Genomic DNA, 15,818 nt, shown 5'->3' with positions numbered 1-15,818 from the left:
ACAAACCCTAGCAGAAATAACCTGAACCGGTATACCTTAACAGGACCGTCGACTTCTCTCAGGACTATGCAAGATTGCTCCATGTGTACCTGATCTGGAATGCTCAGCCCGGTCGCGAGCAGGGCCTTCTCGTAGTTGCTGGGCGCTCTGCTGCAACGGCGCCGCGCTCATTGGCATGAGCCAGTGCGGCATCATCGAGCCTGGGACGCTCGCCCGATGCTCTCGTAAGTGAGCCGGAAGCAGTCATCTCTTCGGGACGATAATATCGCGGAGGTCGGCGACCACAACGTATGGTGCTCTTCAACCGGTCGAGATCAAGCGCGCGGAGCTGAGCCCATGCAGTAACCACGACCAGTGCATCGCAATGTGTTCGGGAGTTCACCCTTGGGCTGTTCCATCATGACGGGATCGAACGCCTTTACCGAGAAGGCCGGTGACGAGCGGGATCGACGGCGCGTCGCGCATGTCGTGCGGCTTGAAAGTGAGGCCGAGCACCGCAATGGTCTTGCCGCGCAACATCTTTGCAGCGGCGTCATCGTCTTTTCGTAGCCGAACAACAATATCTCTATTGACCTCACGTCGGGCGGCGCAAGAAACTACAAAGGTGGCGGATGATCGACAATTGATTGCCCACTGGACTCCGCATTGGGCCTATTGCCTCCCATTACGTTGAACGTTTACGTTAATTTCGAACTCGAATAGACGCTGACAGGAGCGCAATCGTAGCATTGCCTCGCCTCGAGCCCCTGGACTTTTTTAGACGCGTCATGGTGGCCCAATCTAGTTCAAGTAAAAATTTTGCGCATTTTGAACCAAAAACGTTCTGTTCTTCTCGCGTCTGCTTCGTTTGGCGGAACGATCGCTGCTGTCCGTCATCTCATGAAAAACAATATCGACGTCAGAGTCCTATCAAGCCGGCGCCTCGACGCAGCGGCATGGTCGCGTCACACGGCACGGGTCTATTCCGCACCACCTGAAAGTAAGGGCCAGTCGTTTCTTGAACGGCTTGTTGCGATTGGTGCGGCCGATCCAGGTCAGATATTGTTACCAACGTCGGACGAAACTGCCTGGATATATACTGAAAACGCTGTGCTTCTGGCTCGGAATTTTCATCTGCATCAGCCCTCGATCGCGACCCTGCGGCGGATTCTTGAAAAGACGCTTCTTGCGGAAGCTGCAATCAACGCCGGCCTCACGGTGCTGCCGAGTTGGGATCCGCGAAACTTCGATGATGTCGCGAAGTTAGCACCAAACTTACCCTATCCTATCCTCATCAAGCCGCGCACTCATGTTCACCGCCTAAGGAGCGATAAGGGAATAGTGGCCTACTCGAGCAGCGAGTTGTTGAGCAAATATCAACTGTTTGTTGATCGCGAGCGGGTCAGGGCGGCGGGCAGCCCGTCTTTGCCTGATGCTCACTTGCCCATTCTGCAGCAATTTATCCGAGTAGGTCGTGAAGGCGTGCATTCGGTGACAGGGTTCATCGATAAGACAGGAGAGCTGTTTGTTACCCGTTGCGCAACCAAAGTGTTGCAGCGATCTCAGCCCATGGGAATTGGACTTTGCTTTGAATCGCTGGCACCGGTCCCGGCGCTCTCAGATGCAGTTCGCCGCCTTTGTCGCGAGTTGGAATACTTTGGAATTTTCGAGGTCGAGTTTGTTTTGTTCGATAACCGTTGGGCGATTATCGACTTTAACCCGCGCCTGTTTAATCAAATCGGGATGGACATACGCCGAGGTATGCCCCTTCCGTTGCTTGCGTGTCTCGACGCCGTTGGCGATACCACATCCTTGCGCGAAGCAGTCGTAAAAGCGCAGTTTGGGGACGATGAGCGAGTTGTCTTTTGCGATCGATTTGCCCTGCGCGCCTTCCTTTTTGCTCAAGCTATTACAAGCCGAATGTCGCGTGAGGATCGCGCGTATTGGCGTGCCTGGCTCAGGATGAACGCAGCCGATAGCGTTGATTGCGCCGCAGACGGCAGCGATCCGATTCCTGCCATAATCCATTCGCTCTCGCAGATTCATCTGGGTTTCAAAGCTTTGCCGCGTTTCATAGGCTTGTCGAGGGCAGACTCCGCTTGGACGCAACAGGCAGTCATGCAGGAATCCCCATGAGCCGGGTCGCCGTCGCGATCATCGGAGCCGGTCCATATGGACTTTCGCTCGCCGCCCATCTTTCGGAGCGTAAGATAGAAAATCGCATTTTCGGACAGCCGATGCGATTTTGGTCAGATATCGCCAACGCCGGCGGCGAGCGCTACCTGAAATCCTTCTGTTTTGGAACCAATCTATCCACTCCGAGGCCGGGCTATTCGTTCGCTGATTACAACGAACCCCGCGGTCTGGAGACTTTCGAGCCGTGCTCGATGGCGAATTTCACTGAGTACGGCCGATGGTTCCAGGAACACAATGTGCCGTGGGTCGAGCCCGTCGAGGTAAAGCATGTTGATCGGCAGGATGACGGATTTGCTATCTTTCTCGCAGATGGAGAACGTTTCGTCGCAGATCGGGTCGTCATTGCAACGGGGTTGTCAGGCTTCGCCTATGTCCCGCCCATACTGGCAAATCTGCCAACGGATCTTGCACTCCATACCTCTGGGGTCACCAGCTTCGCGGCGTTCGCAGGGCGCGATGTCGCGGTGATTGGAGCAGGTCAATCGGCTCTCGAAGCGGCTGCCTTGTTGTGCGAAGCTGGCGCTCGGCCGCAACTTCTCGTACGGGAAAGCTCGGTTCGGTGGCATGATCGCGCCTCACTCGAACCTAGCCGCTGGGAAAGCCTTCGCTGGCCCATCTCAGGACTGGGCCGCGGGCTAAAGGCCAAGGCGCTTACCCAATTTCCGGGCGCGATGCATCGGGTTCCCGCCGAATGGCGAACGCGCTTCGTTAAGAGCCACCTGCCAGCGGAAGGGGCGTGGTGGCTCCGCCACCGTGTTGAAACCCGGTTGCCGATCCACCTTGGCGTAACTGTCGTGAATGCGAACGAAGTGTCCGGGCGTTTGGCGCTGGAGCTGCGCTTTGCAAGTGATGCAGGTGACCGTCGGCTGATGGTTGACCATGTCATCGCCGGTAGCGGCTACGACATCGACGTCGGACGTCTGACGTTCATTTCTCGGAGTCTGCGAGGTGCGATCGAACGGATTGGGCGGGCGCCACAACTGAACTCCGGCTTCGAAGCGTCGGTACCGGGACTTCACTTTGTTGGCCCCTCGTCCGCGATGAGCTTTGGGCCCCTCTTTCGCTTCGTGATAGGGGCCGAGTACACCGCGCGAGTTGTTTCACGCCGGCTGTCGCCGCCGGCTGGCCTACCAGCAGGACAACAATGGGGTTACTGGCGCTCGGCGCGCGCAACCCACTCCGATTGATCTCCAACAGCCGCATCGGATGGGTGATGTGGGTGGGTGGATCTGCTCATGCTGCCATCAAAGCGGCAGCCTTGATCAAACAATTTCGACGTGATTTCAGATGATTGGGCATAACCGCAGCGAAGTTCACCTGCGGCATAAATGGCCCCGAAGAATCACTTGTTTCCGCTCATTGCTCCCCAGTTCCGTCAACTTTGATCGCAATGTGAGAAATAGTTATTTCACTATTTCTCACCGAGATCGCGGCCAGCGGGGTTGCGCGATCAATTACATTCGATCGAAACTGATTTGCAGGAGGCGAAAGAAAACGCTGCTCTTATTTGCCCTTGGCTTGTTGTCTGCCAGACGTTGGTTGGACCGCGCAAAATGTCAAACTTCGCTTGCGCTGGCCATTTCGCTTGCGCTGCCATCGACTAACAAGGGGCGGCACCTCCGACTATCAAGTTCGTCATCCTGGAAATTCCGCAGTGAAGCCAATTTGACCTTGCTGCTTCAACGATGCAGTCCCCATACGATCTATCCGCCCCAAATTGGCCTGCGAGCAGCCCTCAAGAGCGAAGGTAGTCGTCTTCAATCCGGATGATATCGTCTTCCCCGAGATAGCTTCCGGTCTGGACCTCGATCAGTTCCAGCATGATCTTGCCAGGGTTTTCCATCCGGTGCACCGCGCCCATCGGGATGTAGATGGATTCGTTCTCGTGCACGGTCTTCACGATCTCGTTCACGGTGACACGCGCAGCACCTCGGACCACGATCCAGTGCTCGGCACGGTGGTGGTGCTTCTGCAGCGACAATCGCCCGCCGGGTTTCACCACGATGCGCTTGACCTGGTGGCGCTCGCCATTGTCGACCGACTGGTAGCTGCCCCAGGGGCGATGCACCTTCAGATGCTCCTCGGTGACCTTGGGCGCGACCGCCTTCAGCTTGGTCACGAGACGCTTCAGGCCGTCGGCATCCTGCTGGCGCGAGACCAGAACCGCATCCGCGGTCGCGACCACGACGAGATCGTCGACGCCTTCGAGCGCGACCAGCGCGTGATCGGTCGTGACGTTGCAGTTGCGCGAATTCTCGAACACGGCGGCGCCGCGCGCCGCATTGCCTTGCGCGTCCTTGTCGGACAATTCCCACACCGCGCGCCAGGAGCCGACATCGGACCAGCCGCAGGACACCGGCACGACAGCCGCGTGCGAAGTCTTTTCCATGACCGCGTAGTCGATCGAGATCGCCTTGGCCGAAGCGAACGCCTTCGTCTCCAGCGTGACAAAGCCGAGATCGTGGCCGGCCTTTGCAACGGCCTCGGAGACCGCCTGTACACTCGCTGCGTCAACCTTACGATATTCGTCGAGCAGCAGGGCAGCCGGGAACATGAAGTTGCCGCTGTTCCAGAGATAGCCCGAATTGACGTAGTCCGCGGCCTTCACCGCATCCGGTTTTTCGACGAAGCGCGCCACGGCGTGAACGTCGCCTGATATCACCTCGCCCGGGCTGATATAGCCGTATTCGGTCGCCGGCCGCTCCGGCTTGACGCCGAAGGTGACGATGCGTCCCTTGCACGCGGTCGCGAGGCCTTCGCGGCAGGCCGCGACGAAGGCGGCATTGTCCCGCACGACGTGATCGGCGGCTAGCGCAAGCACGATCGCCTTGCTGTCACGGCTCTGCGCAAAAGCTGCGCCGGCTGCAATCGCTGGCCCGGAATCACGTCGTATGGGCTCCAGCAACACATCAGCCTCGATGCCGATCTCGGCGAGCTGCTCCAATACCATGAAACGGTAGGACGCGTTGGTGATAACGATCGGACGTTCGAACAGCGCCCTATCCGAGACGCGCAACAACGTGTCCTGGAAGGTCGAGCGCGCGCCTAACAACGGCAGGAACTGCTTCGGCCGCACCTCGCGCGAAGCAGGCCACAATCGCGTCCCCGCGCCGCCGCACATGATCAAGGGAATAGTGGGCATTTCCATAGTCAACTCGACAGTCAAAATTGCAAAGCATGCTGCTGTAACAGGTGGCTCTCCAAAGTCGAAGGCTTTTCATCAAAAAGCTAGAGTAACCATACTTTTATCTTGATGGCTGCTCATTTTCGCACCAATCAAGTGAGAGCCTTAGGCAGGTCGCCACTTGCTCAATCTGTATGGCTAACGGCGCTCACCACCCGCGAGACATTTGGTCGCGAAACGGTAATTTGAATGGTGGATGCGCCCTCGTCGTGGCGGTTCTTTCCGACAACAACCAGGGTGAATTTGTCGGTCCCGGAGAAATCAGGCTTGGCGAAATAGCGAAACCCCGGCCCGACCATAACAATCTCGCCACTCTTGGGCTTTTCTACAACCGAGACACTGTAAATTTGCATCGTAGACCAGCGCAGGCCCTGAATGCAATCCGCCCCGGCGGCGATTGTCATCGACCATTCCATAGTGTCACCCGCAAGCTTGTATGGCTTATTATCGCGCAGGCAATTGGGCGTGGCTTTGGTTTCAGATACTGACGCGAGCAACATCAGCATCGCAGCGATAGATGCGCCAAACGAAATTCGTGACATTGGTTCGGCCCTCATATGTGAGGCGCCACTATGGACGATGCCGCTAAATGATAAGTAAGGGAGCAAGGGTCGGCTTGCCCCTTGGTGAATCTCGCATTAAGGGATGGCGGATTAACCTTCCGGATGCGCCGGAATTTAGCTCTACCACAAGCTACGATCTTAGACTTGCAGCATTAGCCTTCTAGGGAGGCACCGGGGCCAGGCGCTAATTCGCCGTATTTCGCACGCAGCTTGGAACCTCCGCAGCGCCGCTTCAATCGGTTTGTAGCTTTGACATACAAGGCAAATAACAGCCGGGTGACAGGGTGACATTGAAGCAGCGTCACTTGAACTTTTTCCGATCGTCGGCACGAACCTTGCTGTCGGTGAATATGACGGATAGCCAACATCCGATTGGAGTGCGCTGTGCTCGGTCTCTTGATACTGTTTGCGCTGGCCGCATTATTTTTCGGAGCGGGCTATGCCACGAGAGCAGCAGTCTCGCGAAAGCGGTACTCTGAGTACCTCAAGTATGAGCCCTATCTCGGCGCTCCGCAAATGAGCCGGCCGCCAGATTTTCTTATCCGCAGCGGCCTTCCATCTGCCTCAGCGACCTCAGACAATTCCGATGACCGCTCGTCAAAAGGGGCTGGTGATCAGCCTCCACAAAAGGGCCTCGCATTGAGGCCGTCCAATTCCCTGTCAGCGAGTGCGCCACCCAAGCCGCAAACAATGTGCTAGGCTGAGGCTGCCGGCCAGTCGCGGATTGTCGCATGGCTTTGCTTGGATAAAAAATAAGCAGGTTAGTCTAGATTTTGGGGTTGAACATTGTCGAAGCGTGCGTAACCTTCCGGTTGAGCGGATCGATATTCTAGCGCTGTTTAAGAGCGACATGCAATGTCTTCCAGATGCATGCTCGACCGGTTCGCGCTAAGGTTAGGTAGCTTGGCGCTACGCCTGACATACTCCGGGGCGTGTTAGTCGCGCCAGCTTCCGCAGATTGCAAAGGCTCGTCGTACAGGTCTGTTGCCGGCGGCGCGGCCGTCTTGCTGGTTTTTGCGTTCGTTGATCCAGATTGATGTTTCAGGCGATCGCGCGAAGTTGTCCGGTTGGGAGCCTGCCGTTACGCACAAATCCTTTGGACCGTACCGTGCTAAAGGGAGCGACCACCTAAACTTGGAAACTTGCTCACCACATTGAGGGCTCAGTATGGTGGCGATATAGATAACGAGGCGCGGAGCGCCTTGGCATTTCCATGCGCAAGAATTTCTTGAAATCTCAGTCGTCGATGTCTGGACCGGCTATCGAATTGCTGCAGAACAAGAATGTTTGTATTGCGCCAGCGCTTGGCGCGTGGACAACCTTGGCCGAGTTGGACTACCTTCGTTATCCCGCGATGACATTGCTGACTTAATCACTTGATGTCGCCGGGGTTCGCGGTCTTTGCGAGCGCTATCGCGTAGGGTCCATTGGATGGTTCAATCTGATATCACCTTACACCCACTTGACCGGAAATGTCCTCACACTCGTACGCTGTCCTCAATTGACCTATACCTCCTCAATGGCAACATGAATCCCGTGAAACTGATTTGGCTCCTAGCTGCGATATGCCTCGCCGTCACTCTCGACTTGCCGGGTAAATACGCCTTTGCGAGCCCAAGTGCCGAGACTGCTAGGAAGTGCATGCGCTATTCCTATCTTGTCTATCCTTACAAGCGGCCGGGATCAGTACGTGGAAGCGGTGATCGTCAAGCATACTTCAGGGAATGTATGGCCAAGGATGGGAACGTCGAGGAGCCTCCCCCGCCGAAAGGTTGAACGCCGCGGTTGCGCAGCGCAATGAACGGCCCTGAGAGATCCTACTTCGAGTTGCTGTCGTCGACCTTGCCCCCATTGGCAACGCACTTGTTGAAAAAGGCTTGCTGATCGCGGCCGCTTCCCTTTGTGCTTCCAGCAGCTGGGTTGCCGGATTCGCGGGGCGGAAACTGCTTGGCCACGAGTCCGCTGCACTTTCGGGCTACCTCGGCGGTGACGGCCAATGCTGGAAGTTCGGTTGTAGCAAGGACAAGGTAAGCCAAGCCCAGCACTAAGATTTCGCGCCTTGATATGAAGGTCACCATGTTCTCCTCGCCGAACAGACAGCCGCTCTTTTCAAGCCGCCTACGACCACTCTAGTTTCTTTTGGAGTACTTTGAACACTGAAATAAGGTTGCGGCCAGCCGTTACAGGAGCGCCGAGATCGGCATGAGTTCGCGAGAGTTGCGGGAGCGGGAGCAAGACAGCCCGAATCAGACCTCTAGCGAGGTTCAATTCGCGCTGGTGATCGCTCGGATCATAGAAACGCTGAAGGCCGATCCTGAGCTTATGCGCCAGGCGGTCTATGATTTGGCGCGCCACAAGCTGCAGGAACAACTGGTTGATTCAAATCCTACAGATGCCAAGTGCGCCGAACGCGCGCTCGAGGCTGCAATCCACAGTGTAGAGGAATTCTCGCGGCAGCAAGGCAGCCTGTCTGCACCATCTTCGCTACGGCAGCTGAGCTCGGCTTTGCCGCGCAACCAGCCGCGTGCAGAAGCTGGTCCTTCTCCATCCGGATCGAGCATAGGGCTGATTCATCGAGCAAATGCGGCCCATCGCCTTCCCTTGTGGGCTGTCATGACCGTTGCGGGCCTGCTGGGCCTTGGAATCATCTTTCTTGCCGTGCAGCAACGCCATCGCCCGATGACGCTGGCATGGCCCCTCCAGGGCCAGAGGGCCCCCGAGAAAGTGGTCGAGACGGCCGCCTCCGCAGCAGCCAATACGTCCTCGAACCGGTCCCCACCGCCTCCTTCGTTCCACCGGCCGACCGACTACGGCGTCTATGCGCTCGAAGACGACGCCTTGACCGAACTCCGGCTGCTGCCCGGCCGGCCGCCAGATGCAAGGGTCGCCATCTCTGCTGCATTTAGATTACCCGGCAAAGTGAGCCTGCCAAACGGACATCCCGAGTTTATAGTCTTTCGCCGAGAAAGCGCTACCAACATATTGGAGCATGCTGAGGTGCGGGTAATTGCCAGGATTACTCGCGAGTTCTCGACTGAATCGGCAGGCAAGCGGCTCGACGACAACGACTCCTGGGTCATCAGAAATTTCTCTTATCCATACCGGGCATCTCCCGTGCCGGATAATCCAGAGATGTACAGACTCCACAGCGAGGACCCGACACTGCAGCTTCCGCCCGGCCAGTATGCGCTGATCCTGAAGGACCAGTCTTATTATTTCAGCGTCGAAGGCGCTATTGTGGATCCTCGGCAGTGCATCGAGCGGGTCATCGCCACCAACGGCACGTTTTATTCAGCGTGCAAAACACCATGACCTCTTGCCAAGAAATGGATGCAACCTACTTCCAGTGCTGGGGTTAGATTGATATGGCCCCGTCGCGGAGGCTCTTATGAGTATCGTTAAACTGTTGCTAAGCTCTGCTCTGATTTCGCTTCTGACTGCTCCAGCGTTTGCTCAAGGCACGCAGCGGAGTGCGAATGGCCGACAGCAGAGTTATACATCCCAAAATTACGCGCGGGGTTCGCGCTCCCCCGTCGCGACCCAACCTAGCAACAATCCATTCCAGAACCCCATCGCGCAAGGGGCGCCCCCAGCTGCTTCGGCCAATCCCGCCCTCAACAGTAATCGCACCTTTGCGCCTCGATAGGATTCTGAACCAGCCCGTGTCCCAGCGGATGATCCCAATTTTACTGTAACAAGACGTCTACTTCGATCGACGAGGTTCCGCCGATATGCAGCGAGGTTCCCGTGATCGCAATCGTGAAATGGTCGGCTCCCCGTGCGGCCGGGTCCGAAAAATAGCGGAAGGAAGGACCTTGCAAGACGACGCGGCCTGATTTCGGCGGGTCCACAACCGTGATCGCGTCAATCATGATCGTCGACCAACGCAGCCCCTGAATACATTCAGCGCCGGGCTTGATTTTGATCAACCACTGGATGGTGTCCGATCGCAGCTTGAAGGGTTGCGGATGCAGGATGCATGTGCCCCCGGCTAACACTGGCGACGGAGAGCACGCAAGAATTTGAACAAACACCCCAACGATTATCAGATTTCGCATAGGCTCTGGCCCCGAAACGTCCTGCACGTCTAGACAACGCTCTTGAAAACCAAGCTAGTCTGACGCCATAGATCCCAATGAATCCTCACTTACTAACACTACTCCGATCTCGCACGCGCTCGTCACCGTCTCACGCTGTTGGCCGCGATCGCCGACGTGGGTGGCGGAGACGCGGCTAAGCGACTAACTTCGGAACCATCGCTCGATGAATCGCAAAATCGGGAGCGCCCGCAAAAACCGACCGGACCTATGTTGTAACCGTGCGCGATCATGCGTGAAACAGGAAACCATCACCGTAATGTGGAACGAAGTGCTGAAGGCTAAGTACATGTTCCGCACTGGTTTCGGGGAGCTCGGCGTTGGTCTCGTGCAAGCTGGCGGCCGTTTCCGAAAGGTTGAATGCAAACCGGTCCTCAAGTGGCGCTGATCCGCCCAGCCGAAGTGTCTCAACCGTCTGCGGTGCCACAGCACGCGAGAAGTCAAAGTTACTCGCCGGAGGGTCGATCACGAGTGTGCCGCCGCTGCCATCGGCCGATAAGTTGAATGTCGAGTGCGTGTAATCACCGACGAGGATAATATGTGAGATATGGTTCTGCGCGTCAGAGACGGTTAGCACTCCTCCCGTGGCATCGCCCGAGTAGGAGGTCTTCGTCCCCGCCGCGAACGAAATGTCCTTCAAATCGAGGATGTCCGAAGCTGACGAATCGCCGTTGCCGGACAAGCCATAAACCGCGCCAGTGAATTGTGTCGAATGATCAAGAATCAGAGTACCTGTGCCGCCCTTGAAGGTGACCGATCCGGAAGCTGCGGCAGTGAGTTCAAGCGTTGCTCCTGCCTCGACGGCTGCGGTTTGGCTCATATTTGGCAAGGTCAGCACAACCTTTCCCGAAATATCGAGCACTGTCGACGACGTGTTGATCACCCCATCCCCGTTCAGGTCCTGCAAAAAGCTGGTTTCTAGGCCCTTCAAAAGGTTATCGCTTGCCGACACATGCGCATAGGAAGTTTCATTACCGCTCTTGTCTGTGGCCCAAATCGAATAGTCGGTCGCCGAGAGCTTCCATACCACGGTGTATCCAGTTGCCGTTTGCTCCGCACCCAGCGCCGGCGTAGACAGTCGCTGGCTTGCCAAGACCGGCAGACCTCCATACTTCAGCTCAGGACCAGAACCGGTAGAATTGCTGTTGAGATAAAAGTTGTCGAGTACCTGAACAAGGCTGGTCGCTCCCTGTGACTCGATGACGTTGGATGCAGGCGTGGTCGCAGCGGCCGTTTGCGCAATGCCGATAACGCCGTCCCCGTTCAGATCTTGGTGAAAGGTCGTCTCCAAGGATTCGAAGGTCGAGCTAGTTCCAGATAAGTGCAGGTATGAGGTCTCATTACCGTTCTTATCCGTGTACCAGACGGAATAATCAGTCGCAGATAATTTCCATACCACAGTATACCCAGTTGCAGTTTGCTCAGCACCCAGTATCGGCGTTGATAAACGCTGGCTCGCCAGCACTGGCAAACCTCCATATTTTAGCTGGGGTCCAACGCCAGTAGCATTATCGAGTAGATAGAAATCATCGCCCGCTTGAACGACGCCAGTCGCTCCTGCGGACTCAATGACTTTGGGCGCGGGCATGATCCCGATGGCGGCGTCGCCATTAAGATCCTGATGGAAAACGGCTTCAACTGATTGTAGCGAAATATTTGTTCCAGCTACATTACTCAGCAGATTGGATAAGAAATTTCCGTTAATGTCAGCCTTCCATAACGTATACATCCCTGTTGAGGCATTTTTCCAAGCTACCTCATAACCGCCGACGATCACCTCGGCGCCAATCGGCGCCCAACCGCTGACCTGTCCGGCTATATAAGCAAGTCCGCCATATTTCAGCAGAACATTGGTGCCGCCGGTTGAAAGATAATAGGTGTTCCCGACGGCGATGAGAGAGGTTGTTCCCGCCGACTCAATGAGTGTCCCTACGAGGGGATCAAACGCGGTTGAAGCGCCGCTGGTATTGCCGGCGACATCCGTTGAAGTGGCGGTGAAGACATGGGTGCCTTGCGCGAGCGATCCGGTCGTGACGCTCCACACGCCGCTGGCCGCTGTAACAGCGGTGCCGAGAACCGTGACTCCTTCGTACAACTCGATTGTACTGCCTACCTCCGCGGTGCCTGAGATAACCACCGCATTCGACGAGGCGACCGCGTCCGAGACAATAACAGGAACCCTGGGCGCAACGGTATCGACCATCACATTCAATGCTGCTGATCCAGCGCTCACATTACCGGCGGAGTCCACTGCCTCACTCGTAAAGACATGGGTACCCTCGGCAAGCGTGCCACTCACAACGGACCAACTGCCGCTGGCATCGACGCCCGCAATTCCGACCTGCGTCGATCCGTCGAAGATCAAGACCTTACTTCCTGGCTCCGCAGTGCCTGCCAGCGTCAGCTGACTGTGGTTTGTGATACCATCCCCCACGATGTTGCTATCGGGCGAAAAGGAAGTGATGCTTGGCGCAGTTGGCGCCGTTGCATCAACGACCAAATTCACGCCGGTTGACGCCCCACTGACGTTACCCCCTCCGACGGCGACGGCCGTAAATGAATGGTAGCCATCCGCCAACGCGCCAGTGGTGACGCTCCAACTCCCGTTGTTGTCAGCGGTCGCCACACCAATCTGGGTTGTCTGATCAAACAGCTTGACTGTAACGCCTGCCTGTGCAGATCCCGTCAAGTTCAAGTGATTGGCATTAGTCAGCCCGCTGGCGCTCACGGTGCTCGAAGGAGCGAGCGAGATCGTTGGTGTGGTCAGTCCGACCATCGTCATGGACGCGCCGGTGGATGATACGAACGAGTAGTCCGATGAGGCGAGCTGCGTAGTCCCCGCGATACGGAAATTATCCGCGCCCCCAGCGTAGTGGACCGTCCACCCATCGCCAACATTGGTCAGGTAAGCGCCCGCGTCGTATCCCTTCAGGATCAGCTTGTCGTGCTCTGCTATCGAGCTCGTGAATACGTGGAAATCCGCAATCGTGTCGTGCCCGCTCCCTGCAGCATAAACAAACGTGTCATTGCCAGCCCCTCCATAAAGCCAATCATCGCCGCCGCCCCCGATGAGGACGTCATTGCCGCTCGAGCCGACCATCCGGTTCGCCAGGTCATTGCCGACGCCGGTAAGCCCACCCACCATCAGCGTCATGTTTTCGACATTTGCTGGAAGGGTGTAAGACGTCCACGCTTCGACGCTATCAATACCGCCGCCCGGATTCTCAACGATCTGTTGATTCTGACTGCTGATGACGTAGGTGTCATCACCGGTCCAGCCCACCAACGTATCATTGGAGTGCACCGGCGTTATTTTGTCGTTCGCAGCGGTGCCATAAACAGTGTAGCTGCTGCCTGTTCCGCTGATCCAGGACGTGATGGCCCCTCCCCCGGGCGGCGTTCCAGGCAGCTGGAAGTCATCACGGGTGAAGGCACTAAGTGTGGTATTGCGAAAGACCAGTGTGTCCTGACTGGTCAAGGCAAGATACACGTCGTTACCGACTTGGGTCATTGCCGCCTTGATGTCGTCAAAGGAGGCGAACGCAAAGCCGTTCAGTTGAACGACATCGTGTCCTGTGGCTGATCCGGGAGCGAAGTCCGTGATGATATCCGAGCCATCTCCCGCATTAATAACGAACGTGTCCGCACCTCCACCGCCGGTCAGGATATCGTTACCGAGTCCGCCGGTGATAATATTGGCGGCATCGTTGCCAACGATGATATTTGCCTCGGAATTGCCAGTTCCGTTGATCGCGGCCGATCCAGTCAACGTGAGATTCTCGACGTAATCCGAGAGCGTGTACGACACGGATGATAAGACCGTATCGATCCCGCCGCCGTAGCCTTCGACGACCTTGGCGCTAGGGTCTGTGACAACGTAGGTATCGTCCCCGAGACCGCCGGTCATGGTATCCGGTCCACCCGCGCCGCCAAGCAAGTCGTTGCCGGAGGTCCCGCTCAAAGCGTCTGCATTTGCAGTGCCTGCGAAGGTCGTCGTTGGAGCTCCGCTGGTCAGAAGCGTGTAGCCTGCAAGCGTGTACTCTGGCAACTCATACGCCTTGATGTAGTCGATGCTCATCTGCGCCGTTGCGCTGGGGTCGGCGTTGCCCGCCCAGCTTCCGCCCATCGCCAGATTGGCAATCATATACATCGCGGTGTTCATGTCGGACGGCGTTGCGACTTGGCCGACTTCCCCTCCATCGACAAAATAAGTCAGTGTGTACGGTGTCCACTCTACGCCGAAGGTGTGATCACCGGCCGTGAGATCGCTGGTGTTGGCCCAGTAGCCCTGACTTGAGGTGGATGAAGACACGAAGCCCCAATGGGCCTGATCGGGATCCCTACCTAGCGCCTCCAGGGCATCAAGTTCTGTGCCAAGGCCGTGCGTGTTGATCGGCAGCATCCAGAAGGCAGGCCACGCGCCCTTTGTATCGGGGAGCGAGGCTTTCATCTCGAAATAGCCGTAGGTCTGAACGAAGCTGTTCTCCGTGGTGATCACGCCGGAGGAGAACTGATGATTGCCGACATAGCTCGCATCGCTCGAGGGGATCGGCGCCGCCGTGATGATCAGGTGCCCGTTTTGCAAGGATAATGGGTTGAGACCGAGGGGGCTCGAGGCCTGGGTTCCAGGTAGACCGGTGAAGCTCGGATCGACATAGACCTCCTGCTCGCCAGACAGCGAATAACTTGCCGCCCCGCTCCAGGCGTAATTGGTTTTCCAGGTCAGATGCGGGTCCTGGCCAGCAGAAAGCGAATTGAAGTCGTCGCCGAATGTCTGAACCAGGCCTGATGGTACAGTGACAATATTGATATTTGCCGCAGTGAATTTCTGGATTGATGTATTTTCGAGGGTGATCTTTTCGCCATTGCCAAGCGAAAGAACAACATCGGTGCCGACCTGCTGCATGGCGGACGTGACGTCGGTGATCGCTTTGAAGCCTGTGCCGTTGATCTGGAGAATGTCACCACCAGCGCCGGTTTGGAAATCGGTGATGATGTCGTTGCCATTCCCGGCGCGAACGACAAAAGTGTCGCTGCCGGCTCCGCCGGTAAGGACATCATTGCCCTTGCCGCCATCGATCATGTTGTTGCCGGCGCTACCGACGATGATGTTGTCGAGGTCATTGCCGGTCGCGGGCGCATTGTAGCTTGCGCCAAGCGTCAAATTCTCTACGTTGGGTGCATTGACCAGACTGTAACCGTCGATCATGCCATCGTAGATGGTGTCGGTACCCTGACCGGCGAGTTCGACCACCTTCGTTTCGTGATTGTACATGAAGTACGAGTCGTCGCCGGCGCCGCCGATCAGCGTAACGCCATCCCCCATCGCCTGCAGCGAGTCGTTCGTCGCGCCGCCCGTAAGCATCCCCCCAGCTCCGACCGTGGTCCACGCCGTATTCGGCGATGCGCTGACCGGCAGCGGACTGTCGAGGATGACGTTTGCCGCCGAGAGGGACGAGAGCGCAACGTTCTGCAACGTGAGCGTCTCGCTCGACGAGAGCGTGACGACAACGTCCGCGCCGGTCTGCTTTGCAGCGGACATGAAGCTTGCAAACGTAGCAAAACCGTAGTTCTGCACGCGCAGCACGTCCCCACCGGTGCCGCCCTGAAAGTCGCTGATGGTGTCGGAGCCATACCCCTTCGAAATAACGAAGAGGTCGCTGCCGGCGCCGCCGGTTAACAGGTCGTTTCCGGTGCCGCCAAACAGGATGTCGGCGCCGGAAGTTCCGTTAATCGTTAAGGCATAGGTCATGATGGTCGCGTGCTCTTGTTGCACGACGACCATCGAAGACAGGCGTC

The 15,818-nt window shown here is 57.0% G+C and carries 8 protein-coding genes and 1 pseudogene; 3 read left to right on the top strand and 6 right to left on the bottom strand.

The window, feature by feature from the left end; translation table 11 throughout:
* Positions 1-191: 191 nt before the first annotated feature.
* A pseudogene (locus ACVW16_RS26550) lies at positions 192-546 on the bottom strand (UDP binding domain-containing protein); the annotation flags it as partial.
* 252 nt (positions 547-798) lie between these two features.
* Here ACVW16_RS26550 and ACVW16_RS26545 point away from each other — a divergent pair.
* Positions 799-2,115, top strand: a complete 1,317-nt coding sequence (locus tag ACVW16_RS26545; RefSeq protein ID WP_456802517.1) for an ATP-grasp domain-containing protein — start codon at positions 799-801, stop codon at positions 2,113-2,115.
* Positions 2,112-3,362: an NAD(P)-binding domain-containing protein gene (locus tag ACVW16_RS26540; protein ID WP_456802516.1), complete on the top strand. Its 1,251-nt coding sequence runs from the start codon at positions 2,112-2,114 to the stop codon at positions 3,360-3,362. The genes ACVW16_RS26545 and ACVW16_RS26540 overlap by 4 nt, the downstream gene beginning before the upstream one ends.
* A gap of 548 nt (positions 3,363-3,910) precedes the next feature.
* Here the strand turns inward: ACVW16_RS26540 and ACVW16_RS26535 are convergent.
* From ACVW16_RS26535 to ACVW16_RS26525, 3 genes are all read right to left on the bottom strand, one after another.
* Complete coding sequence (locus ACVW16_RS26535) at positions 3,911-5,323, bottom strand: mannose-1-phosphate guanylyltransferase/mannose-6-phosphate isomerase (protein ID WP_456802515.1); 1,413 nt, start codon at positions 5,321-5,323, stop codon at positions 3,911-3,913.
* 161 nt (positions 5,324-5,484) lie between these two features.
* A complete protein-coding gene (locus ACVW16_RS26530) occupies positions 5,485-5,901 on the bottom strand; it encodes a hypothetical protein (protein WP_456802514.1) in 417 nt (138 codons plus the stop codon).
* 1,838 nt (positions 5,902-7,739) lie between these two features.
* Positions 7,740-8,000: a hypothetical protein gene (locus ACVW16_RS26525; RefSeq protein WP_456802513.1), complete on the bottom strand. Its 261-nt coding sequence runs from the start codon at positions 7,998-8,000 to the stop codon at positions 7,740-7,742.
* Between the two features lie 124 nt (positions 8,001-8,124).
* On the opposite strand from ACVW16_RS26525, the gene ACVW16_RS26520 reads away from it, so the two are divergent.
* On the top strand, positions 8,125-9,234 hold the full coding sequence (locus ACVW16_RS26520; RefSeq protein WP_456802512.1) for a hypothetical protein: 1,110 nt from the start codon (positions 8,125-8,127) through the stop codon (positions 9,232-9,234).
* 374 nt (positions 9,235-9,608) lie between these two features.
* Here the strand turns inward: ACVW16_RS26520 and ACVW16_RS26515 are convergent, their stop codons facing one another.
* The gene (locus ACVW16_RS26515) at positions 9,609-9,851 is read right to left on the bottom strand and encodes a hypothetical protein (RefSeq protein WP_456802511.1); all 243 of its coding nucleotides are present in this window, start codon (positions 9,849-9,851) and stop codon (positions 9,609-9,611) included.
* Positions 9,852-10,248: 397 nt separating this feature from the next.
* Positions 10,249-15,804: an Ig-like domain-containing protein gene (locus tag ACVW16_RS26510; protein ID WP_456802510.1), complete on the bottom strand. Its 5,556-nt coding sequence runs from the start codon at positions 15,802-15,804 to the stop codon at positions 10,249-10,251.
* Positions 15,805-15,818: the final 14 nt, after the last annotated feature.

This window comes from Bradyrhizobium sp. USDA 4474 (assembly GCF_054057515.1).
The sequence above is the reverse complement of the archived record's forward strand: the minus strand, read 5'-3'. Positions and strand labels throughout refer to the sequence as shown.